Genomic DNA, 24,218 nt, shown 5'->3' on the forward strand with positions numbered 1-24,218 from the left:
TCTGTAGGGCCGGAATTCGCGGAGAGGCGGGAGAGCGACATGTTCAGCTCGACCGCGGCGCCGCTTCCCACACTGTGCGGGCGGCCGGTGGCGACGGATCGAGCGCTGGTGATGGCGATCGTGAATCGCACGCCCGACTCGTTCTACGACCGAGGCGCCACCTTCACCGACGCGGCGGCCATGGACGCGGTGGCGCGCGCGGTGGACGAGGGCGCCGATCTCGTGGACATCGGCGGCGTGAAAGCCGGTCCGGGCGATGCGGTGGACGCGGCGGAGGAGACGCGCCGAGTGGTGCCGTTCGTGGCGGCCATTCGCGCGAAGTACCCGGAGCTACTGATCAGCATCGACACGTGGCGTTCGGAGGTGGCGCAGGCGGCGGTGCGCGAGGGGGCGGACCTGATCAACGACACCTGGGCCGGCGCCGATCCCGATCTCGTCTCGGTGGCCGCCGCGCATGGCGCGGGTGTGGTGTGCAGTCATACCGGTGGCGCGGTGCCACGCACCAGGCCGCATCGCGTCCGCTACGCCGACGTGGTGGGCGAGGTCACCGAGACGCTGGTGCGCGCCGCGGAGAACGCCCTGGCGGCCGGGGTGCGCCGGGATTCGATTCTGATCGATCCGACCCACGACTTCGGGAAGAACACTTATCACGGTCTCGAACTGTTGCGCGGAGTCGAAGTTCTTGTAAAAACCGGATGGCCAGTCTTGATGGCGCTGAGCAACAAGGATTTCATCGGGGAGACTTTAGGTGTCGGTCTTTCCGAACGGCTGGAGGGCACATTGGCGGCGACAGCGTGGTCGGCGGCGGCAGGCGCCCGAGTCTTCCGTGTTCACGAGGTCGCCGCGACCCGGCGGGTCGTGGACATGATCGCCGCGATCCAGGGCATCCGGCCCCCCGCACGAACCTTGCGAGGTCTGGCATGACATTTCAACACCGTGAGCCCGCTTGGGCGACGACCAATACCTGGGATTCCCCCAACTGGCGAGTGGACGAACTCGTCGCCGCCAAAGCCGGGCGCACCGTGTCGGTGGTGCTGCCCGCGCTGAACGAGGAACGAACCGTGGCCGATGTGGTGGCCAGTATCCGGCCGCTGCTCGGGACGTTGGTCGACGAGCTGATCGTGCTCGATTCGGGGTCCACCGACGCCACCGCGGAACGGGCACGTGGCGCGGGCGCCGAAGTGATCAGTCGCGAGCAGGCGGTGCCGGAACTGGAACCGGTCCCCGGCAAGGGTGAGGTGCTGTGGCGCTCACTCGCGGTGACCAGCGGTGATCTGATCGCCTTCGTCGACTCCGACTTGATCGATCCGGATCCCGCCTTCGTGCCGAAATTGCTCGGGCCGCTGCTCACGGTCGATGACATGCATCTGGCCAAAGCCTATTACCGCAGGCCGCTGCGGCAGGGCGGTGCGGTGGACGCGCACGGCGGCGGCCGCGTCACCGAATTGGTCGCCCGCCCCCTGCTGGCCGCGCTGCGGCCGGAACTCTCGCAGGTGTTGCAACCGCTCGGCGGCGAGTACGCGGGCACCCGCGAACTGCTCACCTCGGTGCCGTTCGCGCCGGGCTACGGCGTGGAGATCGGGCTGCTGCTGGACACCTACGACCGGCTCGGCATGTCCGCGATCGCGCAGGTCAATCTGGGCGTGCGTACGCATCGCAATCGGCCGCTGGCCGACCTCGGCGTGATGAGCCGCCAGATTCTCGGCACCGTCCTCGGCCGCAGCGGCATCCAGGACTCCGGTGCGGCGCTGACCCAGTTCCCCTTGATCGGCGACGAGTTCACTGCCCACCGCACGGAGGTCTCCCTGGCGGACCGCCCGCCGATGAGCACGCTGCGGCCCGCATGCGCGGCGGCCTGAACCGCGCCACCACCGGGATGCGCGGCTCCGGTCAGGCCCCTTCGGGATGCGGATCGCGCATATAGCCGGCCTCGATCAGGGTGCGGAAGGCCGCGTACTTGTAGACGCATTCGGAGGGTTCGCAGATCCGGTGGCGCTGCATGAGTTCGTGGGCCTCCGCCACGGTCAGCGGCTCGACGGGCACGTGCTGTGGCCGGCCGATCGGGCAGGTCGGCAGCAGCGGCGCGGGCATCCGCTCCACGAGCGCTTGCTGGGCGACGCCGACCCGGCGTCTCCGGTTCGCCGGTCCGTAGAGCAACCCGATGGTGGCGACCAGGCTCGCTGCGCCGGCGAGCGAGCAGAGGACGGCGATCTGGGTGGCGGTCACGGCGCTTTCTCCTCTCGGTGGTACAGGCCGGGCGCAGCGTGGCGGGGCCGAAGCGCGAACGCACCGTCACCTACTCGTGGTTAATTTTTAGCAAATCAAGTGTGGGCCGCGGTGGCGCGTCGCGCAAGGGGAAAATGCGGGGTCCGCCACCGGATGTGTGGCTCTGTGGCCGGGTATTCCCGTCGGCCGATGGTCCAATCCGCTTGGATGGATAACTTCTAGCAATCAGCGGTGGATGGGGCCATTGATACGGTCGAGTGGCAGACCGGAAGCGCCGCCGCGCTCGGCCAGGATCTGCGCGGCGATGGAGATGGCGGTCTCGTCCGGCGTCCGCGCGTCGAGGTCGAGCCCCACCGGACTGCGCAGCCGGCCGAGCTGGTCTTCCGTGACGCCGGCGGCCCGTAGCCGCTCGACGCGCTCGGCGTGCGTCCGGCGGGATCCGAGGGCGCCGACGAAGCCGATGTGCGGGCACGACAGCGCCGTCAGCAGTGCGGGCACGTCGAATTTGGCGTCATGGGTGAGCACGCAGACCACGGTCCGCTGGTCGATCCGGCCCGACTGCTGCTCCTCGGCCAGATACCGGTGCGGCCAAGCCACGACGACCTCGTGGGCGGCGGGGAACCGAGCGGCGGTGGCGAAGGTCTCGCGGGCGTCCACGACGGTCACCCGGTAGCCGAGCGAACGGCCGGTGCGGCTGAGCGCACGCACGAAATCGTTCGCGCCCGCCAGGATCATCCGCGCCGGGGCGGCGAAGACCTGGACGAACGTCCGGGGTCGCGGTGAGCTGTCCGCCGCGCATTCGTCGGCGCCCACCACACCGCAGCGGCCCGCGTCGAGCAGCGCCCGCGCGTCGCGGTCGACGCCGTGCCAGGGTTCGCGATCGCCGGGGGTGAGCAACTTCCATTCGGGTGCGCCGTCCAAAGTGGTCGCCACGGCTACGGGAGAGCCTTCCCGGATTCGCTGCCGTAGCGCCGCGAGCAGCGGAAGCCGCTCGCCCGAGACGCGCTCGACGAACACTTCGATCTCGCCGCCGCAGGTCAACCCCACCGCGGGTCCGTCGGAGTCGGCGTATCCGAACCGATCGGTCACCGCGTAGCCGCCGTCCAACACCTCCCGCGCCGACGCGACGACGGCGGCCTCGACGCACCCGCCGGACAGCGAGCCGTGGACCTCGCCGGACTCGGTGACGATCATCGCCGCTCCCGGTTCCCGGGGACCGGGGCCGGTCGTGTCCACCACGCGGGCCAGTGCGACCGGGCCGTGCGGCAGCAGGGTGAGCAATTGCCCGAGGATCGCGCGCACCGGAACCGGTCCTTTCCCGAAAGGGTCCGGCCACAGCGCATCGGGCCCGAGACAGTCGGCGGATCCCCGCCGTACCGTCAGCCTAGTTACTTGAAAACTTTTCGGCGCGGCAACGACGACGCGGGGGCCGCGCCACGTTCGGTTCCGTCGTCGTCGGAAGCCCCGTCGTCCCGGGTGTCGTCGCGCTCGGGGTGGGTTTGCTCGACCTCCGGACCCGCGGAATCCGCCGCCTCGGCGCCGTCGGCGGGTGGCTCCTCTGGCTTCGGCTCGTCGTCCGGCTCGGGCGAGGTGGCCGATTCTTCGTCGGCGAGCCGGGCCTGCAGGTCGGCGACGGTCAGATGAGCCTTCGATCCCGCCGGCCGCAGCAGCACGCTGAGGAGCAGTCCGAGCAGGCCCAACGCCAGGACGGCGCCGCCGATGAGCAATAGTGGATTCACGATTCCTCCTTGCCGGACACCTCACGTGTCCGTTTCGCGGAGTTGTAGATGGGACGGGACGGCGTCGGTCTCGAAATACGCCGTGAAGATCTCGGCCGCCTGCTCGGCGGTGAACAGCTCGTCGGGATAGACGCGCGGGGTGGGCACGCAGGACGGGACCGGCACGTCGACCTCGGGCGGGCCGAGTCGGTCGCCACGCAGGCCCACGGTGAAGCGGTGCGACCTGCCGCCGACGGCGGTGCGCACTTCCAGGGTCAGCGCGTCCGCCGAGCCGGTGCACTGCAGATACTCCCGCCCCGGCGCCGAGCTGAGCGCCGGGTCGATGTCGGCGGGCCGCATCGGCTCGGCGAGCCGGGTCATGTTCATCGAGTAGCGGTGGAAGCCGTCCAGCCTGCCCAGTGGGCGCAGAAAGCTGTCGATGGCCTCGTCGCGGCCGACGAAGACGCGCAACCGGTCGCTGTAGGTCACCCGGTGGGTGGTCACCGCCGGATTACCGGTTCGGGCCGCGCGGCCGTGCGGCCGGTGCCGGAATACGGAGAGAAGGGACACGGAACTCGCAGACATCGACTTTCGATCACGCATAAGAGTTCACCTATCACATGCGGTTATCGTCCAGCTATTCAATCATCTGTGTATGAACCCGCTTGCGCGAGGTGTGGTGATCTGGGACACATAGGCGTAAGGCCGCGCGGCTGACGTGGCTCAGCCTTTGTGATCAGCTTTATCGGCCAGTGAGGTGGTTTCTCCGTTGGACGGCTCGCGCGGTAAGCGCAGCGCTGCCCCGCGGTGGTGCACCCGCTCCTTACGGTGTCCGATCATTTGCTGAATCCCGTTGTGCCGGTGCGACCGACGCGTCCCTGAGTGGAACCGTGCCGGCGGTCGAATCCCGCTGCTGGATAGTTCCGGAGCGGACGACCGAAGGATCAGCGGCTCGGACGAGCGAAACGCTGGGCGCGGGCGCGTTGCCTCTGCCGCACGGGAACCGGTTGTCCGCCCCGCGCGACACGCGATCCGCGTGAACCGATGCCGCCGCGTGTGAGGGGTCACTCGTAGGAGCCGAAGCTCAGCGGCGCACACCCGTTGCGGACGACCTGTTTTCGGGGTCGTGCCGATAGACCGGCGTGAGCAGTTCGGCCTCCAGGGGTTCGCCCGTGGCACGGTCGAAGCGACAGGCGATCAGGACCGAGAACAGGTGATTGCTCGCCCGCTCGTGCAGCGTGGCCAACCGGGTGGCGAGCAGCCGGATCGCGCCCAGCGAGCCGGGCGGATGCATGCCATCGATCATCAACACGCTGCCGCGCCCGTCGGGCCGGGGAAGCCTGCCCAGATAAGCGATGTCGTGCGGTTCGGGTCCACCCGGCCGGTACACCCGCCGGGCCGCCCGGTCCTCGATTCCCCGCCGCGCGTCACCCATCCTCGCCACCGCGCGGCGCAATCGCGGATCGGCGGCGACCAGCTGACGCAGACTGGGCGACAGTTCCGGGCCGCCGAGCACGATCAGACCATCCCGCCGCAGGTCGATCGGGCGGCCCGGTAGGAAATGCTCGACCGCGACACTGAAGCCGAGTTCGCGCAGGAGCTCGGCCAATCGCTGCGGCGCCGCGGGATCGGGCGCCCCGATCACCCGCCCGGCGCGCACCTCGGGGACGAGCACGGTGAGCGAACCGTGCCCGAAGAACAGTCCCTCCGGCGCTGGTCCCTGCGTACTCACCTGGTGGATGCGGGCACGGGAAAGGCCCGCCGCCGCACCGATTCTCGCGAACGTCCATCCTTCGGCATGGAGCTCTCGGATCACGGCACGCCGAATCCTGGTCAGTTCGTTGATGGTCTGCTGGGCCGCCGCCACCCCGTCGGTGGCCGCTTTCAGTCGCTCGACCTTGTCCTCGATCGCGAACACGCGCGCCACGTCATCGGCCGACATGTGCGAAGTCTAGACAGCTGAACAGCGCAATGCGTCTAGTCTTCTTGACGGCTCAGGTGGCATCGGTGTCGATCGGGGGACGTTCGTTGCGGTCCAACGGCTTATCCAGCTTGGGCATCGGATAGTCCGGCATCCCGCTGTTGGTGCTGTACAGGTCCTTCGGATCGGGCAGCGCGCTGTCCAAATTCCGGAGCAGCGAATCGTCGCCGTTGAGAAGGTGTTTGGTCACCATCGCCCGTGGTGTCATGCCGCGCAGTTCGTTCAAGTCGGCCAGCGGCTTGCGCAAGTCGTCGAACTCCGGCCCGAGCTCCTCACGTAGCTGCGAGGTGGCGCCACTCGCGTAATCGCGCACCTGCCGCAGGCTGCGCGTGGTCCAGCGCACGGCACCGGGCAAGCGCTCCGGGCCGAGGATCACGAGGGCGGCGACGAGCAGGATGACCATCTCGCTCCAGCCGATGTTGCTGAACACGTAATCAGGCTACCTGGCGATCCGACCTGCGATTCAGTCGGATTCCAGGGTCACCGGCACGTCCACCTGCCTGCCATCGCGGATCAACTGCACGTTCACCGTCTCGCCGATCTTGCGCGACTGCACCGCGACGACCAGTTCGTCCGGACCGGTGACCTCGCGATCGCCGACCTTCACGATCACGTCGCCCTCCACGATCCCGGCCCGCGCCGCCGGGCCGCCCGCCACGACGTCCGCCACCGCCGCGCCGCTCATCACCTCGTTGGCCACCTGCTTGGTGCGCGCGCTCAGACCGATGGTCGGGTGGTGCATGACGCCGTCGCGGATCAAGGTCTGCGCGACCTCGATCATCTTGTCCACCGGGATCGCGAAGCCGAGACCGACCGAGCCGCCGGTCTCGCTGCGGATGGCGGTGTTGATGCCGATGACCCGGCCGTCCATGTCCACCAGCGCGCCGCCGGAGTTGCCCGGGTTGATCGACGCGTCGGTCTGCACGGCGTCGATCACGGCTTTGGTGTCGCTGCCCTCGCCCTCCAGTTTCACCGGCCGGTGCAGGGCGCTGACGATGCCGGAGGTGACCGTCTTGCTCAGGCCGAGCGGCGAACCGATGGCCAGCACGTCGTCACCGACCTGCACGTTGCCGGATTTGCCGAGCTGGGCGACGGTGAGATTCTTCACATCGACCTTCAGCACGGCCAAGTCGGTCTTCGGGTCGCGGCCGACGATCTGGGCGGGCACCCGGGTGCCGTCGGAGAACTGCACCTGGATCGCGGACCGGTTGGACTTGTCCTGGGCGGCCATCGAGATGACGTGGTTGTTGGTGACCACGTAGCCGCCGCCGTCGATCACCACGCCGGAGCCGGTGGCGCCGTTGTCGCCGACGGTGACCCGGATGGAGACGACCGAGGGCAGCACGGCGTTGGCGACCTGCGCGATGAGGCCGTGCGGGCGGGTGCCGTCACCACTCTGCTCCAGTGTCACCTTGCGCGAGGTGAGGGTCGAGGCGGTATCCGCGGTCAATCGCCCGACCAGCCCGCCGAGCAGGCCGATGACGACGGCGACGAGCGCCAGCAGGGCCAGCGCCTTGGGGGCGACCCGGGAGCCGAACAGCACTTCGCGGGCGCTCAGCTTCGCGGCCTGCGGAAGCGTCTGCTGCTCGGGTGTGGGCACCGCGGGGGCGCCAAGGCGCGCGACCGCCTCGGGATCACGCCATGGATCGGCCGGTCCGGCCACCGTGGCCGGACCGCCGGCCGCGTCGGGATCGCGCTGGAGCAGTTCGCTGGAGCCTTCCGGGCGGCCGAAGGCCTCGGCCAGCACCGCGTCGGGCGGACGATTCTGCGGCTCGGTACCGGATTGCGATGCCGAACCGGACTTGCGCAGCGGCAGCGGCTCGGCGAACGAACCGGAGAGGCCGGACGGCCTGCGGAAGGCGCGCGCGGTGTGCGTGTCGACATGCGGCCGGTAGACCGGGCGCGGGCCGAGCACGGGTGCGTCCGGAGGACGGAGATTCCCGCGGTCGGCCGCCGAATCCGAGGTGTCGGCCGATCCGGAATTCGTCGATTCGGTGGTCACTCGGAAAACTCTACTTGCGCCACCACGTGGTCCACCGGGTCGTGGTGAACGAATCGGTGAGAAACCCGAAAACCGCCTCGTTGCGCCCGGACTGGCCGGTGGCCGGCGAGGGCGTTGTGCCGCTGGAGGCGCCGCCCGGCAGTTCCGCGAGCGGAATTCTGGTCAAGCTGTCGTGTAGTCCGGTCGGAATCGCGACCTGGCCCGCGTGCCGCAAGGCGATGCGCGCCTGTTGCTGGGCATCGACCTCCGCTGCGCACTCGGGGCACAGCGAGAGGTGCTGAGCGGCACGCAGATAGGCGTTCATCCGCAGCTCACCGTCCACGTACGCCGCGACCGCCTCACTCGCCAAATGCTCGGTGGGGCGAAAACGGGGCGGACGACGACCGGACGTGCTGGAGTCGCCACTCATTCGGTGCTCACCCTTTCAACCGACATCGACCGATGTTCGGGCGATGCCGGCGTCCGACGAATCACCCTATGTTCGCGTCAGCGGCGAACCGCTGCTCACTTCCATTATGCGCAAGGTAGTCGCGCAGAGCCTGGCGTCCACGGTGGATCCGACTGCGCACAGTGCCCAGTTTCACGCCGAGCGTAGCGCCGATCTCCTCGTAGGACAGCCCCTCGATGTCACACAGGACCACGGCCGCGCGGAACTCCGGCGCGAGCGAATCCAGAGCCGATTGCAGGTCCGGATCCAGCCGGGCGTCGTGGTAGGCCTGCTCCGGCCCTGGGCCCTCGGCGGGGACCCGGTCGTAGTCCTCGGGCAGCGCTTCCATCCTGATCCGGTTGCGGCGGCGGACCATGTCCAGGAACAGGTTGGTGGTGATGCGGTGCAGCCACCCCTCGAAGGTGCCCGGCTGGTAGTTCGACAGCGAACGGAAGACCCGGATGAAGGTCTCCTGGGTGAGGTCCTCCGCGTCCTGCGCGTCGCCGGACAGGCGGTAGGCCAGCCGATAGACCCGGTCGGCGTGCTCGCGCACGAGTTCATCCCAGGTGGGCATCGCCGCCCGGTCACCGGTGGCATCGAAGGCAGCGGTACCGGTCAGCTCGGCCGCGTCCTCGACGGAGTCGGCTTCGACCGGCAGGATCTGCTCGGGCAGGGTGGCGTATTCGCGCGCCGCATCGACCATGTGGATGGGGCTACCTCCTACTAGGGACCGCAAACGTCGGGACTCGCTCGGCCCGGATCTGCGGACCGTCACGTAGGGATACAACCGACAACTGGTATGTCGTTGTTCCCGCGTCCCGTGTAAACACGGTCGGTGGTCTTGCGTTGCCCATACTCTTTCTGGTCCTGATATGGCCGGGTTATGGAGATCCTGAGGGTCACCTGAGAAAACCGGCGGCGGAAATGGCGGGCGGCGCGTGTTGTCCGGAACGCCGAGATCACCCGCCCGGCGTTAGCCTCATACCCGTGGCATCGAATCTGGAGCGGAATCTCGCCTACGTGGAGGAATCCGTCGTGGAAGACGAAATCCTCGTCAGCGCGCGGGAACGGGCCACCGAACTCGGCGTGGTACCCGTGCCGCCCTCGGTGGGCGCGCTGCTGAGCATGTACGCGCAGCTGCTCGGCGCGCGGGCGGTCGTCGAGGTCGGCACCGGCGCGGGCATCAGCGGGTTGTGGCTGCTCGACGGCATGCGCGAGGACGGCACGCTGACCACCATCGATTCCGAGCCGGAACATCAGCGCGCGGCCAAGGAGGCATTCCGCGCCGCCGACATCCCGCCGGCCCGCACCCGGCTGATCAACGGGCGCGCGCTCGACGTACTGCCCCGGCTGGCCGACGGCGCCTACGACCTGGTCTTCATCGACGCCGCGCCGCTGGAGCACCCCGAGTACGTCGCCCAAGCGGTGCGTCTGCTGCGCGACGGAGGCGCGATTCTCCTGCACAACGCGCTGCTGGGCGGACGGGTACCCGATCCGGCGCAGCGTGATCCGGCTACCCAGGCGGTGCGCGCGGCGACCCGCGCCATCGCGGAGAACCCGGAACTCACCTGTGTGCTGATTCCGGTCGGAGACGGATTGCTGTGTGCCTCACGAGGTTAAGGATTCGCGCGCGAGTCTGATTCCACTCCGGAATCCGGGGTATGCGCTGAGAAAGAACTCAGTGAGGAAAACAGTTATGCGTGAATTGACTCCCATCGAAGTAGCGGTCATGGGGGACGTGGTGACCGAACGGCGAACGAGTTGGTTGCGGCCGACGATGTTGGCCCTGCTGTTCGTGATTCTGGGCGCCGTGCTGGTGATGGTGGTGGTGAGCAACACCGATTTCGACACCGGCCCCGAGAAGACCACTCCGCCACCGGGACCCTGCGAACCGTTCTGCACCCAGAACGTCGCCCCGCCCGCGCAGTAATCCCGCCGCCGACAGGGGCTCCCGGTGCGGCCGAATGGGCCTGGCACCGAAGTTTTTCCGGAATTCGAGCCGCCGTGCTCACTTCTCATCGCACACGTGCCCTCCGCCAGCGGCGGGCCGACTTCGCGAAAAAACCACCGAAAAGCCACGGTTCGGCGCAAGACGCAGCGAAACGCCGATGATCACCGATACTGGTGAAGGCATGTTCCGAGTGGATCCGGAAGCGGGTGCGACATGGTGATGATGATGTTCCTCTGGGACGAAGACGAGCGTCGCCCCAAGCCGCTCCATTGGGGCCGGACCATGATCGCTTTCGCCGGGGTGCTGTTGTTCGCCGTGCTGATGGTCTATTTGGTGAGCACCGCCGATTTCGGCAAAGACTCGAAAACGACCGTGCCGCGCACACCCGGCCCCTGCGCGCCGTTCTGCATCGGCTCTCCCGTACCCGAGCCGGGCGCGCCCTGAGACCGCGCGACTAGACCCAGACGCCTTTTCCGACCGTGACGACCCCGCCGTTGCTCACGGCGAAGCGGGTGCGGTCGCGCGCCAGGTCCACTCCGATGATCTCGCCCTCGCCGACGACCACGTTCTTGTCCAGAATCGCGTGCCGCACCACCGCGCCGCGTCCGATCCGCACGCCGGGCATGAGCACGCACCCTTCTACGGTGGCCCCGTCGTCGACCACGACGTTGGCGCTGAGCACCGAGTTGCGGACGGTCGCGGCGGACAGGATGCTGCCCGCGCCCACGATGCATTCCTGCGCAAGCCCGCCCTGGGCGAACTTCGCGGGAGGCAGGTTCTCGGCCGCCCCGCGGATCGGCCAGTGACGGTTGTAGAGGTTGAACACGGGGTGCACCGAGACCAGGTCCATGTGCGCGTCGTAGAACGCGTCGATGGTCCCGACATCGCGCCAATAACCACGGTCGCGGTCGGTGGCGCCGGGCACCTCGTTGTCGGCGAAGTCGTAGACGCCTGCCTGCCCGGACGCGACGAGGGCCGGGATGATGTCGCCGCCCATGTCGTGGTCGGAATCGGCGTTGTCCGCGTCGGCCCGGATCGAGTCCACCAGCACCTTGGTGGTGAAGACGTAGTTGCCCATGGACGCGAACGTGACGTTGGGGTCGTCCGGGGTGCCGGGCGGATGCGCGGGTTTCTCCAGGAACTGCGTGATGCGGCCGGAATCGTCGCTGTCGATGCAGCCGAACGCGCTCGCCTCGCTGCGCGGCACCCGGATCCCCGCCACGGTCACGCCCGCGCCGGAATCGATGTGGTGGCGCACCATCTGCTCCGGATCCATCCGGTAGACGTGATCCGCGCCGAAAACGACGATGTAGTCCGGGTCCTCGTCGTAGATCAAGTTCAGCGACTGCATGATCGCGTCCGCGCTGCCGGTGTACCAGCGCGGCCCGAGCCGCTGCTGGGCGGGCACCGGGGTGATGTACTCGCCCGCGAAACCGGACAGCCGCCAGGTCTGTGAGATGTGCCGGTCGAGCGAGTGCGACTTGTACTGGGTCAGTACGCACAGCCGCAGGAAGCCCGCGTTGACCAGGTTGCTGAGGACGAAGTCGATGAGGCGGTAGGCGCCGCCGAACGGGACGGCGGGCTTGGCGCGGTCGGCCGTGAGTGGAAAGAGTCGCTTGCCCTCGCCACCGGCGAGCACGATCCCGAGTACGTGCGGCTGGCTCCTCACACCTGCCAAACTACCGGGTGGAACGCCTGTGAGTGGCCGCCGCGGAGCCGAACGTCTACTTTGAATCGGTGAGTTTCGGCACGGATGGCGGACGTTCGGCGGTGGATTCCGACGAGCGGGACCGGCTTCGCGTCGCGATGCTGACCCGCGAGTATCCCCCCGAGGTGTACGGCGGCGCGGGGGTGCACGTCACGCAGCTGACGGCGCATTTGCGTCATCTGTGCGAGGTGACCGTGCACTGCATGGGGGTCGAGCGCGCCGACGCCGTGGTCCACCAACCGGATCCGTCGCTCTACGCCGCCAACGCCGCGCTGCAGATGATGTCCGCCCAGCTCCGCATGGCCGACGCGGTGGGCGATGTGGACGTGGTGCACTCGCACACCTGGTACAGCGGTTTGGCCGGGCATCTGGCCGCGACGCTCTACGGCGTCCCGCACGTGCTCACCGCGCATTCCCTGGAGCCGCGCAGGCCGTGGAAGGCCGAGCAGCTCGGCGGCGGCTACCGGCTGTCGTCCTGGTCGGAGCGCAACGCCGTCGAGCACGCCGACGCCGTCATCGCCGTGAGCGAGGGCATGCGCCGCGACGTGCTCGACGCCTACCCCGCGGTGGATCCCGACCGGGTCCACGTGGTGCACAACGGCATCGATGCTACGGTCTGGCATCCCGGCCCGGTGACCGGTGACGAGCCGTCGGTGCTCGACCGGCTCGGTGTCCGGGCGGATCTTCCCATCGTCGCCTTCGTCGGCCGCATCACCCGCCAGAAAGGCGTCGGCCACCTCCTGGCCGCCGCCCGCCACTTCGACCCCGGCATCCAGCTCGTGCTGTGCGCGGGCGCCCCGGACACGCCCGAGCTGGCCCAGGAGGTCACCGCGGCGGTCCAGGAGCTGCGACAGCGGCGCGGGGACGTGTTCTGGGTGCGCGAGATGCTGCCGACCGAGCAGATCCGGCAGATCCTCGCCGCCGCGTCGCTGTTCGTGTGCCCGTCGGTGTACGAACCGCTGGGCATCGTCAACCTGGAGGCGATGGCCTGCGGCACCGCCGTGGTCGCCTCCGACGTGGGCGGCATTCCCGAGGTGGTCGACGCCCGCAACGGACGCCTCGTGCACTACGACGCGGGCGCTGCGGAGGACTACGAACACGGGCTGGCCGCCGCCGTGAACGAGGTGGCGGGCGCCCCGGAACTGGCCGCGCGGCTCGGTGCCGCGGGCCGGGCGCGGGCGATCTCGGAATTCGACTGGTCGCGCATCGCCGCGCGCACGGTCACGGTCTACGACGCGGTCAGGAAAGGCTGAATCCGGCGATCAGGCGGCCGGACGGTAGGTGCCGACGACGACGGACGCGGTCACCTCGACGGACTCCGGCAGCCGCGCCAGACGCTCACCTCCCGCGGCCGCGTGATGCGCGGAGGGGCCCATGCCGACCACGTGCGCGACATCGGTTCCGGCGAGCGTCATCGGATACTCCACGAGCGTCCGGTCGACCGGCTCGAAATGCCCCGCCATCGCGGCGTCGAGCCTGCGGTCCTTGTCGGGATCGACCCGGACCATGTCCAACGGCTCGATCAGCTCTCCGAGATGGCGCTCGGTGGGAGTGACGACGACGAAGCCGCCGTCCGCGGCGAGCACCCTGGCGATCTCGCCGGGATTGCGCGGGGCGAAGACGGAGAGTACGCAGGCCAGCGCGCCGTCTCGGATCGGCAACCCGCGCCAGGCGTCGGCCAGCACCGCCGCCGCGCGCGGGTGGGCGCGCGCGCACCGCCGGACGGCGGGTTTGGCCACGTCCAGTCCGATGCCGACCGCCGGGGGAGCGGCGTCGAGCGCACGGGCGAGGTAATAGCCGGTACCCGCGCCGATCTCCAGCATCGGGCCGTCGCAGCGGCGCGCCGTGGCGGCGCGCGTCACCGCGTCGGCGATCGGCGCGAAGTGGCCTTCGCTCTGAAAGGCGGCGCGCGCGTCGAGCATGGCCGCGGTGTCGCCGGTCATTTTGGTCGACGCACCGGTCAGCAGGCTGACATAGCCTTGCCGGGCGATGTCGAAGCTGTGACCGCTACCGCAGCGCAGTGCTCGATCTCGCGGTTCGAGCGCGAGCGGCGCGGCGTCCTGGTGTGCCCGGAGGCATTCCGGGCAAGCCAGGACGTCGGCCGCGACGGCGAGAGCCGAGTGCTCAGCCGGGGCCACTCAGCTCGTGACGCTCTTCAGTTCGTCACCGAGCGCCGCTGCCTCGTCCGGCGTGAGTTCGACGACCAGACGCCCGCCACCCTCGAGTGGAACCCGCATCACGATTCCACGCCCTTCTTTGGTTGCCTCGAGGGGACCGTCCCCGGTGCGGGGCTTCATGGCCGCCATCCTCTGCTCCCTCCAGATCTGCGCGGTCTGCTGCGCACTTTCTTGGAACTCCAGTTGTCACCAACCAGTGAGCTCGCCGGCGTTTGGCGAGCTACACCCGTCCCATTCTTCCCTATCGCCGATGTGGACGGATAGCTGAGTTCAAAAAGTGACCGGTCGGCCCGTGTCGAGCGAGTCGCTGCCCACCCAGCAATCGGCCAAGTGGTCGTCGACCATTCCGGTCGCCTGCATCAGCGCATACGCCGTGGTGGGGCCGACGAACCGGAATCCGCGCCGTTTCAATTCTTTTGCCAGCGCGACGGATTCGGGGGTGGTCGCGGGCACGTCGGAGCCGGAGCGCGGGCGCGGGCGCGGCGGCGGGGCGAACGACCAGAGCAACTCGTCCAAGCCGATGTCGAGATCGCGGGCGACACGGGCGTTGGCGATCGCCGCGTCGATCTTGCTGCGGTTGCGGACGATGCCCGCGTCGGCCAGCAGCCGGGCGACGTCGTCGTCGCCGAACTCCGCGACGCGCTCGATGGAGAAGCCGGCGAAAGCCGCGCGGAAGGCCGGACGTTTGCGCAGGATGGTCAGCCACGACAGGCCGGATTGGAAGGCCTCCAGGCAGAGGCGCTCGAACAAGGCGTCGTCACCGTGCAGGGGCTTGCCCCACTCGTAGTCGTGGTAGTCCCGGTAAAGCTGCGAGTCCAGTGGCCAAGCGCAGCGGATCAGCCCGTCGTCGGCGGGAGCGCTCACTTCGACTCCGGCGCGATCGGTGTCTGCCAGCGCGCGGCCTGCGCCTCGGCCAGTTGGTGCTGGAGTTCATCGATCCGCGCGGCCAGTCGCGCCAGCGCCCAATCCACCTCTCCGGCTTTGTAGCCGCGCACCACTTGCTGGAAACGCAACGCGCGCACGTCCGCCCCCGTGATCCCGTGCACCGGCAACACGGTGGCCGTCGTCCCCTCCGGCAGCGGCCCGAGCTCCTCCGACCGCCCGAACACCGCACTGGCGAGCAGGAACAGCACCGCGGCGACCAAGCCGACGATCAGCACGTACAGCAGCATGGTGAGCATGGCACGAGCTTATGCGGGGTTACAGGTGACGGGTGGTATCGATGCCGAGTGACATGCCTGCCAGGCCGCGGCGGCGGACGGCGAGTTTGTCGGCGACTTCGAGCAGCGCCTTGGCGGCGGAGTTCTCCGGATCGCGCAGCACGATGGGGGTGCCTTCGTCGCCGGCTTCGCGCAGAGCCTGTTCGATGGGGATCTGGCCGAGCAGCGGCACAGTGGCGCCCACGGCGCGGGTGAGCCGGTCGGCGACGGCCTGGCCGCCGCCGGAGCCGTAGAGGTCCATCCGGGTGCCGTCCGGCAGGTCCAGCCAGGACATGTTCTCCACCACGCCCGCGATGCGCTGGCGGGTCTGCAGCGCGATCGCGCCCGCCCGTTCGGCGACCTCCGCTGCCGCCGGCTGCGGTGTGGTGACCACCAAGATCTCGGCGTTCGGGATCAGCTGCGCGATGGAGATCGCGACATCGCCGGTGCCCGGCGGCAGGTCGAGCAGCAGGATGTCGAGGTCGCCCCAGAACACGTCGGCGAGGAACTGTTGCAGCGCCCGGTGCAGCATCGGGCCGCGCCACACCACGGGCGTGTTGCCCTGGGTGAACTGCGCGATGGAGATCATCTTCACGTCGTGCGCGGTCGGCGGCATGATCATCCGCTCGACCTGGGTGGGCCTGGCGTCGGTGCCGAGCATCCGCGGGATGGAATGGCCGTAGATGTCCGCGTCCAGCACGCCGACCGACAGGCCGCGCGCGGCCATCGCGGCGGCCAGGTTCACCGTGACGCTGGACTTGCCGACGCCGCCCTTGCCGGAAGCGACCGCGTAGACCCGGGTCAGGGAGCCGGGCTGGGCGAACGGGATGACCGGATCGGCCGAGTCGCCGCGCAGCTGCTTGCGCAGTGCGGTGCGTTGCTCGTCGTCCATCACATCGAGGTCGACGGTGATGGCGCCCACGCCGGGCACGTCGGCGACGGCCTTGGAGACCCGCTGCGTGATCTCGGTGCGCAGCGGGCATCCCGCCGTCGTCAGATAGATCTCTATATGGACATCGCTGTCGGCGCCGATCACGACGCTTTTCACCATGCCCAGCTCGGTGATCGGCTTGCGGATCTCCGGGTCGTCGACCTTCGCGAGGGCACCCCGCACATCCGATTCCGTAACGACTGGCATGGCAGGAATTTTAGGCGTGTCAAATTTTGGGCAAGTCCGCGGCCCGGGGTGCGACCCCCGTGCTGTAGGAAGTCTCCCAGGCCATGACGTTCGCGACGTACGCCATCGAGTGGTTGTACCGCAGGATCGCCTTGGACTGTTGCGCCAGGTCGCGCATGTTCAGGCCGCCGTCGCACAGGTACTTCCCGGCCGTCAGAGCGGCGTCGAACAGGTTCTGCGGATCGGCGATGCCGTCGCCGTTGCCGTCGGCCGCGTAGCGCTTCCAGGTGTCGGGCAGGAACTGCATCGGTCCGATCGCGCGGTCGTAGCCGTCCAGGCCGTCGAGCGCGCCGTCGTCGGAGTCCCGGACGACGTGGTTGCCGGTGAGCGAGCCGTCCAGCACGGGGCCGTAGACCGGGCTCAGCGGATTGCCGTCGGCGTCGGCTTTGCCGCCGAACGCGTGGGTGGACTCCACCCGTCCGATCCCGGCCAGCAGCGACCACGGCATGCCGCACACCGGGTTCTCGGCCGCCAGGACGCGTTCCGCGTTCTGGTACGCCGCGACGGCCACACCGGGGACGCCCAACGGCCCGGTCGGCATCGCGGCCCGTGGCCGGCCATTCGGCAGCGCAACGGTTTTCACCAGCGGTGTCGCGGTGGGCGCGGCCTTGGCCATGGCGTGTGCGACGAATTCGGCCGCGGCGACGGGCTCGGCGGCCGCCTGCGGCCGGGCCCCCTGGACGCTCTGGTCATCCGGCGTCTGGACCGCGGCTGCGAGGGGTACGGCGTCGCCGACCTCGGAGGCTGCCGTGACGGATACCAGCCCGGCGGGAACCAGTCCGGTCAGCGCGATGACGGAACTCCGTCTGGCGGTGGCAGGCGGTTGTTTTCGATGACGCCCCACGGTGTGGTGACCCTCCCATGACTCGTTGTGAGCCGTTTGTTACGGACCAAGGGAGAGGCTACCGCATCCGAGACCTTTTTGTTACTGCTTCGTGATCTGATACCAGGTTTGAATCACTGCTGGGGAGACGGTGGGGTGGGAAGCGGGATGACGATGCCGAAAGGCAGGGTTATCCCTGGTTGCGGCGTGGGCGTGGGCGCGGCGTCGGGCACCCGTTCTGGTTCCGGCGCGGGCGGTGTGGCGGTGGCGGGCTCGGTATCGCCTCGGGGTGCGGTATCGGGAGCGGGCTGATCGCCAGGGAGCGGGACGGATTCGGTCGTGGCGAGCGTGGTGTCGGGCTGTGCGCATCGGGCGGCCGCCTGGTCCGGAGCGCCGGGCCGACCGGCGGTTACGGCATCGGCGGGCTCGGCTCCAGGGCCGGGTCCGGCCGGGCGGGGGGTTTGGGCCGGTGCGGCGCCATAGGGCTGCTGCGGGGCCAGTGGTACGCGCGCTGTCCCTGGTAGGTCGGGGAACGGCATCGGTGCGGGAATCGCCTGTCCCACACACGGATCGACCGGTGGAGGCGGGCAGAAGATTCCGCACGGGATCGGCGGCAGGCCCGGGATCGTGATCATCACCGTGGTCGGCGCGGGCCGTGGCCGCGGCCTCGGAGCCAGGCCCGCCGCGCGCGCCTGCTCGTCCGGATCGATGGACGGCGTCTGGGTACGCACCGCGCTCATGTCCGGACTGGGTGAGAGCGTGCCCGGCGCCACCAGATCCGGCGAGATCCGCACCTGCGTCGGCGAACCCCCCGTCCGATACGCCGCCGACCAGCTCAGCACATTCGCCGCGTACGCCATCGAGTTGTTGTACCGCAACACCGCCCGCAACTCCTGGGACCCCTCCCGTAGATCCGAACCCCCCGAACACAGATACTTCCCCGCCGCCAACGCCGCATCGAACACATTGTGCGGATCGGCCACCCCGTCCCCGTTCCCGTCCGCCCCGTAAGCGTTCCAGGTCCCGGGCAGGAACTGCATCGGACCCAACGCCCGCACATACCCCCCGTCCGCCGCCTTGATCACCTCGTTACCCGGCAGACTCCCATCCAACGCCGGACCGAAGATCGGCGCCACCGTCGTCCCCGCCGCATCCGTGCGCCCACCACGAGCATGCCCCGACTCGATCCGCCCGATCCCCGCCAGCAAACTCCACGACAACCCACACCCCGGCGTCGAGGACGCCAACGCCAACTCCGCATTCCGATACGCCGCCAACACCACCTCGGGAATCCCCAACGCACCGCCCGCCGAGGGCAACCTCATCTCCTGCAGCGGAACCAGACCCGCGAACGGCGCCCCTCCGGGCGTCACCGCCCGCAATCGTCGTGGCCCCTCCGCCGTCACCGGCAACAACCCCACCACCCGCGACTCGGCACTCGCCGCCGCCAGCACCTCCGGTGCCCGCGGCGCCGGCTCACGCACCGGCGTCTGCACCCCCGAACCACTCACCACCGCACCAGCAACAACCAAAGCCGAGACCGTTATCGGAGCAGATACACGCATTCGGCCACACCCAATCCTCGACGTCGTGGGAGCGGCTGTCCGGGACATCCCCTGCCCTGGCCGCTCTGGACAACGTTGTCCAGGTTACCCACCAGTCAGGTCCTTATTCGGCATTTCTGGTTGATCATCGGTTACCGACGGTGAAACCGATGTCGGAGCGGGCATTCGGCCGGAGCTTTTCTTGCGGCCGCCCTTTCCTCCGCTTTCCGACCGGATCTCGTGATCAGGGGATTCCGTGGCCTCCATCCGGTCCAGAATCCCTTTCAACTCATCCAATTCCCGGCGCAGATAATCACGCGTGGCCACTTCACCGACCGCGATGCGCAGCGCCGCCAGTTCGCGGGCCAGAAACTCGGTGTCCGCCTTGGTCTGAGCGGCCCGCACCCGGTCCTCCTCCAGGGCGACCCGGTCGCGGTTGTCCTGCCGGTTCTGCGCCAGCAGGATCAGCGGCGCGGCGTAGGCCGCCTGGGTGGAGAACGCCAGATTCAGCAGGATGAACGGGTACGGATCCCAGCGCAACGCGACCACGAAGACGTTCAACGCGATCCAAACCAGCACCACGATCGTTTGCACTGCGAGATACCGGCCGGTCCCCAGGAATCGGGCCACCCGCTCGCTGCTGCGGGCCAAGGCCTCGGCGTCCCATTCCAATCGGAACCGGCCCTCCACCGGCGTCTCCAGGCGCTGGCGGGCCCTGCTGTGACCGAGCCGCACGCCCGGGTCGTTCTCGCTCACGGTCTGTCCTTTCGGGCGGGTGCGGGGCTCCGCGTGGTCACGCTCCGCCCCGCTCATCGGTCTCTTCCTGGTCGCGCCAGTCCTCCGGCAGCAGATGGTCGAGGACGTCGTCGACGCTGACCGCGCCGAGCAAGTGGTTCTCCTCGTCCACCACCGGTCCGCAGACCAGGTTGTAGGTCGCGAAATACCGCGTCACGGCGGCCAACGGGAGTTCAGGGCGCAGCGGCGAAAGATCGGTGTCGAGAATGCCGCCCACCAGGTGGGCGGGGGGTTCACGCAGCAATTGCTGGATGTGCACCGAACCCAGGTAGCGGCCGGTCGGCGTCGCGGTGGGCGGACGGACCACGAACACCATGGAGGCCAGCGCGGGCGTCAGGTCCGGGTTGCGCACCCGCGCCAGGGCTTCGGCCACCGTCGTGGAGGGCGTCAGGATGACCGGTTTCGGCGTCATCAGACCGCCCGCGCTGTAGGGCGAGTGCTCGAGCAGCCTGCGCACCGGCTCGGACTCCTGCGGGTCCATCAGGGCGAGCAACGATTCGGCCTCGCCTTCGGGCAGCTCGCCCAGCAGGTCGGCGGCGTCGTCGGGGTCCATCGCCTCCAGCACGTCGGCGGCCCTGCGCACCTCCAGATGACCGAGCAGCTCGACCTGCTCGTCGTCGGGCAGCTCCTGCACCACGTCGGCCAGACGTTCGTCGTCAAGCGCGACGGCCACCTCGATCCGCCGTTTCTCCGGCAGCTCCCGCAGCTGCTGCGCCACGTCGGCCGCGCGCATGCCCTCGAACCCTTCGAGCAGTTGCGTGACGTCCTGTCCCGGCCTGCCGATCTCGTAGGGCGTCAGGCCGGAGACCCTGGTCCAGTCCACCACGTGCACCGTGCGCCTGCGGCCGAGCCGCCGGTGCCCGCGCACCGCGACCCTGCTGACCAGCCAGTCCCTCGAACGGGTCTGCTCGATGCCGAGATCGACCACGTGGACGTCCACGCCCGTCAGATCCGGCAGGTCCGGGTCCTCGACCCGCACCACCGAGTCGACGATCTGCGCCAGCGCGAGCATCTCGCCCGGACGCTGGGTGAACCGCCGCAGGCTGACCGTGCCGGTGTTCAGCGTGACCACGCCGGGTTCGATCGCGGTGATCCGCAGGATCGGCACGAAAATGCGCCGCCGGGTGGGCAATTCGACGACCAATCCGTGCACGCGGGGCTGCTGGCGGTCGGAGCGGACGGCCACGACGACGTCACGAATCCGGCCGATAGACTCGCCGTCCGGTCCCAGCACCGCCAAACCGGCCAGCCTGGCGACGTACACCCTGGTAGCTGCCATGCTGCCAGGCTAGATGTTCGCGGGCGGGCGTTCGCACCCCGCCACGATCGACGGGAGTGATCATGAAGCCGCGCCGTTCGGTGCTCGCCTGCCCGGGCAGCAACACGAAGATGATCGAGAAAGCCAAAACCCTGCCCGTCGACGAGGTGTTTCTCGATCTGGAGGACGCGGTCGCCCCGGTCGCGAAGGCCGAGGCGCGGGCGAACATCGTCGCGGCGCTGAACGACTCCGGATGGGGAACGCAACTGCGCGTGGTCCGGGTCAACGACTGGACCACCGAATGGACCTACGCGGACGTCATTTCCGTGGTCGAAGGCGCGGGCGCGGCGCTGGACGCGATCCTGCTGCCCAAGGTGACCGACGCGGGGCAGGTGCGCGCGCTGGACCTGCTGCTCACCCAGTTGGAGAAGACCTGTGGCCTGGACGTCGGCCGGATCGGGATCGAGCCGCAGATCGAGAACGCGCTGGGGTTGCGCAACATCGACGCCATCGCCACCGCAAGCCCCCGGGTGCAGACCCTGGTCTTCGGCCCGGCGGACTTCATGGCCAGCATCAACATGCGCACCCTGGTGGTCGGCGAACAGCCGGAGGGCTACGACACCGGCGACGCCTACCACCACATCCTGATGACCATCCTGCTCGCCGCCCGCGCCCACGGTCTGCAGGCGATCGACGGCCCGTACCTGCAGATCCGTGATGTCGAGGGCTTCCGGCGGGCCGCCGCGCGCACGGCCGCGCTGGGTTTCGACGGCAAGTGGGTGCTGCACCCAGGCCAGATCGAGGCGGCGAACGAGATCTTCAGCCCCCGCCAAGCGGACTACGACCGCGCGGAGGAGATCCTCGACGCCTACGCCTTTCACACCTCGTCGGCCGGCGGCGCGCGCGGCGCGGTGATGCTCGGTGACGAGATGATCGATGAGGCCAGCGCCAAAATGGCCGCCGTGATAGCGGAAAAGGGCCGCGCGGCCGGAATGACGCGCACCACGCGTTTCACACCACCGCAGGATGCGCCGGAATAGCAGAATGGAACTATGACGAATCCCTTGGGGAACTCGAGCCGTGCGCGGCCAGGCCTCCCGACGCCACCGTCGGGCTGGCCGGTCGGCTCGTATCCGACCTATGTCGAGGCGCAGAAAGCGGTCGACTATCTGGCCGACAACCAGTTCCCGGTGCAGGACGTGACCATCGTCGGCGTCGACTTGATGCAGGTGGAGCGGGTTCTCTACCGGCTGACCTGGGGCAAGGTGATCGGCGGCGGCGTGGTCTCGGGCGCCTGGCTCGGACTGTTCCTCGGCCTACTGCTCAGTCTGTTCACCACCAGCGGCGCGCTGGGTCCGCTGCTCGTCGGCCTGGTCGGCGGCGTGATCTTCGGCGTCATCTCGACCTCGATCCCGTACGCCGCGACCAGGGGGCAGCGCGATTTCGCGTCCACCATGCAACTGGTGGCGGGCCGCTACGACGTGCTGTGCGATCCGAAGTCGGCCGAGCAGGCGCGGGACATGCTCGCGCGGCTGGCGATCTGACGCATGGAAGTGCTGGAGAAGGTCCGCACCGAGGTGCTGGGCCATTTCGGCGTGGACGCCGCGCAGGTGGACGCCGCGTCGGTCACTTTCCTGGGTCTGGAGCCGATCGAGATCCTGCGCATCGCCGAGGGCGATCTGGTGCACTACGTGACACTGGGCGGCAGCAGGCATCCGATGGGCGATCCCGCGGCGGTGCACGCCGATCCGGTGCGCGGGCCGCGCGCGGAACTGGTGCTGACGTTGCGCTCCGGGGTCGGCGCCAGCTCGGGCCTGGCCAAGTCGCTCGGTGTGCTGGCCGCGGCGCCGGTCGTGGAAGGCGTTGTGCTGCAAGCGGACGCGCTGCTGGATCTGGGTGAGCCGATGTGGCGCGACGCACCCTTCACCGCGGTTCTGCTCGGCGACAGCGATATTCCGGCGGTGCCGCTGCCCGACCCGGCCGAGCCGGTGCGGTATTTCGCGGTGACGCCGGTGACCGCGACGGAGGCGGCGTGGGTCCGGGTCCGTGGTGCGCAGGCGCTGCGGGAGGCGTGGCAGGAAGCCGGGATCGACGTGCGCGACCCGAGACGCGGCGCCGCCAGTTTGTGATCCGCCGCCCCGCTAGAGCCACTTGTTGCGGCGGAAGGTGAAGAACAGGCCGGTGCAGATGGCGAGAATGAGCGCCCAGACCATGGGGTAACCCCAGACCTGGTGCAGTTCGGGCATGTGGTCGAAGTTCATTCCGTAGATGCCCGCGATCATCGTCGGCACGGCAGCGATCGCCACCCACGCCGAGATCTTGCGCATGTCGGTGTTCTGCTGCACGCCGATCCGGGCCAGCGCGGCGCTGATCAGCGCGCTGAGCGCCTCGTCGAAGTCGTTGATCCGTTCCGCCACGGCGGCGTGCTGGTCGGCGACGTCGCGCAGATAGCGCCGGACCTCCTTGGGCACCGGCAGATCCGGTTTGTGGCTGAGCAGTTCCAGCGGTGCGGCGAGCGGATTCACCGCGCGCCGCAACTCGACCACCTCGCGCTTGAGCTGGTAGATCGACTCCACGGTGACCTTGCTGCGCGGGGTGAAGATCTCCTCTTCCATCTCGTCGATGTCGTTCTCGACGGACTGGGCCACGTCGATGTAGGAGTCCACCACCCGGTCGGCGATCGCGTGCAGGACCGCGCCGGGGCCCATGGCCAGCTGCGCGGGGTCCTCCTCCAAGGCCTTGCGTACCTCGGCCAGCCCGGAATGCTCACCGTGCCGGACCGCGACCACGAAATCCGGACCGGTGAACACGATGATCTCGCCGGTCTCCACGATCTCGCTCACGCTGTCGATTTCGTGCGGGACGTAGCTGACCGTGCGCAGCACCAGCAGCAACGAGTCGTCGTATCGTTCCAACTTGGGCCGCTGGTGGCGCTGTAAGGCGTGTTCGGTGGCCAGTTGGTGCAGCCCGAACGTCTCGGCGATGTCGGCCATCTGCGCGGCATCCGGATCGTGCAGACCGAGCCAGACGAAGCCGGTGTCCTCCTCGCGGGCTCGGGCGAGTGCCGCCTGGTGGGTGAACCGGCCGGGCAGGCGTTCGCCGTCCACGTACACCGCGCAGTCGACGATCGCCTGCGCTGTCGGCACCGGGATGAACCGCTGCTCGGCCTGCGCTGGTGACCGGCCGGATCCACGGAACGAGGAAAGCGGGGAGAAGGACGGCACGGTGACGA

29 protein-coding genes are annotated in these 24,218 nt (G+C 69.0%); 9 read left to right on the plus strand and 20 right to left on the minus strand.

The window, feature by feature from the left end; translation table 11 throughout:
• The first annotated feature begins 39 nt into the window (after positions 1–39).
• On the plus strand, positions 40–924 hold the full coding sequence (folP, locus tag ACWEKR_RS07425) for a dihydropteroate synthase (protein ID WP_452353754.1): 885 nt from the start codon (positions 40–42) through the stop codon (positions 922–924).
• Positions 921–1,859, plus strand: a complete 939-nt coding sequence (locus ACWEKR_RS07430) for a glucosyl-3-phosphoglycerate synthase (protein WP_195085902.1) — start codon at positions 921–923, stop codon at positions 1,857–1,859. The genes folP and ACWEKR_RS07430 overlap by 4 nt, the downstream gene beginning before the upstream one ends.
• Positions 1,860–1,890: 31 nt before the next feature.
• Here ACWEKR_RS07430 and ACWEKR_RS07435 read toward each other — a convergent pair whose 3' ends face one another.
• The 9 genes from ACWEKR_RS07435 to sigE all read right to left on the minus strand — a co-directional run bounded on the left by ACWEKR_RS07435 (position 1,891) and on the right by sigE (position 9,057).
• Positions 1,891–2,226 (minus strand): hypothetical protein, encoded by a 336-nt coding sequence (locus ACWEKR_RS07435; protein ID WP_159848367.1) that lies wholly within the window; start codon positions 2,224–2,226, stop codon positions 1,891–1,893.
• Between the two features lie 225 nt (positions 2,227–2,451).
• Positions 2,452–3,528, minus strand: a complete 1,077-nt coding sequence (locus ACWEKR_RS07440; RefSeq protein ID WP_452353755.1) for an XdhC family protein — start codon at positions 3,526–3,528, stop codon at positions 2,452–2,454.
• Positions 3,529–3,614: 86 nt separating this feature from the next.
• Positions 3,615–3,965: a hypothetical protein gene (locus tag ACWEKR_RS07445; protein WP_452353756.1), complete on the minus strand. Its 351-nt coding sequence runs from the start codon at positions 3,963–3,965 to the stop codon at positions 3,615–3,617.
• A 21-nt stretch (positions 3,966–3,986) separates the two neighbouring features.
• Positions 3,987–4,448: a hypothetical protein gene (locus tag ACWEKR_RS07450; protein ID WP_452353757.1), complete on the minus strand. Its 462-nt coding sequence runs from the start codon at positions 4,446–4,448 to the stop codon at positions 3,987–3,989.
• A 580-nt stretch (positions 4,449–5,028) separates the two neighbouring features.
• Positions 5,029–5,886 carry a hypothetical protein gene (locus ACWEKR_RS07455; RefSeq protein ID WP_195085898.1) on the minus strand — a complete coding sequence of 286 codons (858 nt, stop codon included), beginning with the start codon at positions 5,884–5,886 and terminating at the stop codon, positions 5,029–5,031.
• Positions 5,887–5,938: 52 nt separating this feature from the next.
• Positions 5,939–6,355, minus strand: coding sequence for a Sec-independent protein translocase protein TatB (gene tatB, locus ACWEKR_RS07460; RefSeq protein ID WP_195085897.1), 417 nt, complete (start codon positions 6,353–6,355; stop codon positions 5,939–5,941).
• A 33-nt stretch (positions 6,356–6,388) separates the two neighbouring features.
• Positions 6,389–7,927, minus strand: coding sequence for a trypsin-like peptidase domain-containing protein (locus ACWEKR_RS07465; RefSeq protein ID WP_452353758.1), 1,539 nt, complete (start codon positions 7,925–7,927; stop codon positions 6,389–6,391).
• 10 nt (positions 7,928–7,937) lie between these two features.
• On the minus strand, positions 7,938–8,336 hold the full coding sequence (locus tag ACWEKR_RS07470) for a hypothetical protein (RefSeq protein ID WP_452353759.1): 399 nt from the start codon (positions 8,334–8,336) through the stop codon (positions 7,938–7,940).
• Positions 8,337–8,397: 61 nt separating this feature from the next.
• Positions 8,398–9,057, minus strand: coding sequence for an RNA polymerase sigma factor SigE (gene sigE / locus ACWEKR_RS07475; RefSeq protein WP_452353760.1), 660 nt, complete (start codon positions 9,055–9,057; stop codon positions 8,398–8,400).
• Positions 9,058–9,341: 284 nt separating this feature from the next.
• Between sigE and ACWEKR_RS07480 the strand changes: the two genes are divergently transcribed.
• The 3 genes from ACWEKR_RS07480 to ACWEKR_RS07490 all read left to right on the plus strand — a co-directional run bounded on the left by ACWEKR_RS07480 (position 9,342) and on the right by ACWEKR_RS07490 (position 10,749).
• A complete protein-coding gene (locus ACWEKR_RS07480) occupies positions 9,342–9,974 on the plus strand; it encodes an O-methyltransferase (protein WP_416382560.1) in 633 nt (210 codons plus the stop codon).
• 76 nt (positions 9,975–10,050) lie between these two features.
• Complete coding sequence (locus tag ACWEKR_RS07485) at positions 10,051–10,284, plus strand: hypothetical protein (RefSeq protein WP_159848390.1); 234 nt, start codon at positions 10,051–10,053, stop codon at positions 10,282–10,284.
• 234 nt (positions 10,285–10,518) lie between these two features.
• Positions 10,519–10,749: a hypothetical protein gene (locus tag ACWEKR_RS07490; RefSeq protein WP_452353761.1), complete on the plus strand. Its 231-nt coding sequence runs from the start codon at positions 10,519–10,521 to the stop codon at positions 10,747–10,749.
• A gap of 10 nt (positions 10,750–10,759) precedes the next feature.
• Here ACWEKR_RS07490 and glgC read toward each other — a convergent pair whose 3' ends face one another.
• Positions 10,760–11,974 (minus strand): glucose-1-phosphate adenylyltransferase, encoded by a 1,215-nt coding sequence (gene glgC / locus ACWEKR_RS07495; protein ID WP_195085893.1) that lies wholly within the window; start codon positions 11,972–11,974, stop codon positions 10,760–10,762.
• A gap of 137 nt (positions 11,975–12,111) precedes the next feature.
• Between glgC and glgA the strand changes: the two genes are divergently transcribed.
• A complete protein-coding gene (gene glgA / locus ACWEKR_RS07500) occupies positions 12,112–13,266 on the plus strand; it encodes a glycogen synthase (RefSeq protein ID WP_452353810.1) in 1,155 nt (384 codons plus the stop codon).
• A gap of 9 nt (positions 13,267–13,275) precedes the next feature.
• Here glgA and ACWEKR_RS07505 read toward each other — a convergent pair whose 3' ends face one another.
• The 9 genes from ACWEKR_RS07505 to ACWEKR_RS07545 all read right to left on the minus strand — a co-directional run bounded on the left by ACWEKR_RS07505 (position 13,276) and on the right by ACWEKR_RS07545 (position 21,007).
• A complete protein-coding gene (locus tag ACWEKR_RS07505; RefSeq protein ID WP_452353762.1) occupies positions 13,276–14,151 on the minus strand; it encodes a putative RNA methyltransferase in 876 nt (291 codons plus the stop codon).
• Positions 14,152–14,319 carry a DUF3117 domain-containing protein gene (locus ACWEKR_RS07510; protein WP_011211259.1) on the minus strand — a complete coding sequence of 56 codons (168 nt, stop codon included), beginning with the start codon at positions 14,317–14,319 and terminating at the stop codon, positions 14,152–14,154.
• A gap of 141 nt (positions 14,320–14,460) precedes the next feature.
• The gene (locus tag ACWEKR_RS07515) at positions 14,461–15,054 is read right to left on the minus strand and encodes a DNA-3-methyladenine glycosylase I (protein WP_452353763.1); all 594 of its coding nucleotides are present in this window, start codon (positions 15,052–15,054) and stop codon (positions 14,461–14,463) included.
• Positions 15,051–15,371, minus strand: a complete 321-nt coding sequence (locus ACWEKR_RS07520) for a DivIVA domain-containing protein (protein WP_452353764.1) — start codon at positions 15,369–15,371, stop codon at positions 15,051–15,053. The genes ACWEKR_RS07515 and ACWEKR_RS07520 overlap by 4 nt, the downstream gene beginning before the upstream one ends.
• Positions 15,372–15,390: 19 nt before the next feature.
• Positions 15,391–16,527, minus strand: coding sequence for an Mrp/NBP35 family ATP-binding protein (locus tag ACWEKR_RS07525; protein WP_452353765.1), 1,137 nt, complete (start codon positions 16,525–16,527; stop codon positions 15,391–15,393).
• 19 nt (positions 16,528–16,546) lie between these two features.
• The gene (locus tag ACWEKR_RS07530) at positions 16,547–17,410 is read right to left on the minus strand and encodes a lytic transglycosylase domain-containing protein (protein WP_452353766.1); all 864 of its coding nucleotides are present in this window, start codon (positions 17,408–17,410) and stop codon (positions 16,547–16,549) included.
• Between the two features lie 113 nt (positions 17,411–17,523).
• Positions 17,524–18,954, minus strand: a complete 1,431-nt coding sequence (locus ACWEKR_RS07535) for a lytic murein transglycosylase (RefSeq protein ID WP_452353767.1) — start codon at positions 18,952–18,954, stop codon at positions 17,524–17,526.
• An 84-nt stretch (positions 18,955–19,038) separates the two neighbouring features.
• Positions 19,039–19,689, minus strand: coding sequence for a DUF1003 domain-containing protein (locus ACWEKR_RS07540; RefSeq protein ID WP_452353768.1), 651 nt, complete (start codon positions 19,687–19,689; stop codon positions 19,039–19,041).
• A 37-nt stretch (positions 19,690–19,726) separates the two neighbouring features.
• Positions 19,727–21,007, minus strand: a complete 1,281-nt coding sequence (locus ACWEKR_RS07545) for a magnesium transporter MgtE N-terminal domain-containing protein (protein ID WP_159847046.1) — start codon at positions 21,005–21,007, stop codon at positions 19,727–19,729.
• 62 nt (positions 21,008–21,069) lie between these two features.
• Between ACWEKR_RS07545 and ACWEKR_RS07550 the strand changes: the two genes are divergently transcribed.
• Genes ACWEKR_RS07550 through ACWEKR_RS07560 form a run of 3 tightly spaced genes read left to right on the plus strand, consistent with a single transcriptional unit; the run spans position 21,070 to position 23,115 of the window.
• Positions 21,070–22,026 (plus strand): HpcH/HpaI aldolase/citrate lyase family protein, encoded by a 957-nt coding sequence (locus ACWEKR_RS07550; RefSeq protein ID WP_452353769.1) that lies wholly within the window; start codon positions 21,070–21,072, stop codon positions 22,024–22,026.
• 12 nt (positions 22,027–22,038) lie between these two features.
• A complete protein-coding gene (locus ACWEKR_RS07555) occupies positions 22,039–22,530 on the plus strand; it encodes a general stress protein (RefSeq protein ID WP_159847049.1) in 492 nt (163 codons plus the stop codon).
• Positions 22,531–22,533: 3 nt separating this feature from the next.
• Positions 22,534–23,115, plus strand: a complete 582-nt coding sequence (locus ACWEKR_RS07560; RefSeq protein ID WP_195085886.1) for a suppressor of fused domain protein — start codon at positions 22,534–22,536, stop codon at positions 23,113–23,115.
• A 12-nt stretch (positions 23,116–23,127) separates the two neighbouring features.
• On the opposite strand, the gene ACWEKR_RS07565 is transcribed toward ACWEKR_RS07560, so the two are convergent.
• Positions 23,128–24,210, minus strand: coding sequence for a magnesium and cobalt transport protein CorA (locus ACWEKR_RS07565; RefSeq protein ID WP_452353770.1), 1,083 nt, complete (start codon positions 24,208–24,210; stop codon positions 23,128–23,130).
• Positions 24,211–24,218 lie beyond the last annotated feature (8 nt).

The organism is Nocardia sp. NPDC004573 (assembly GCF_053602135.1).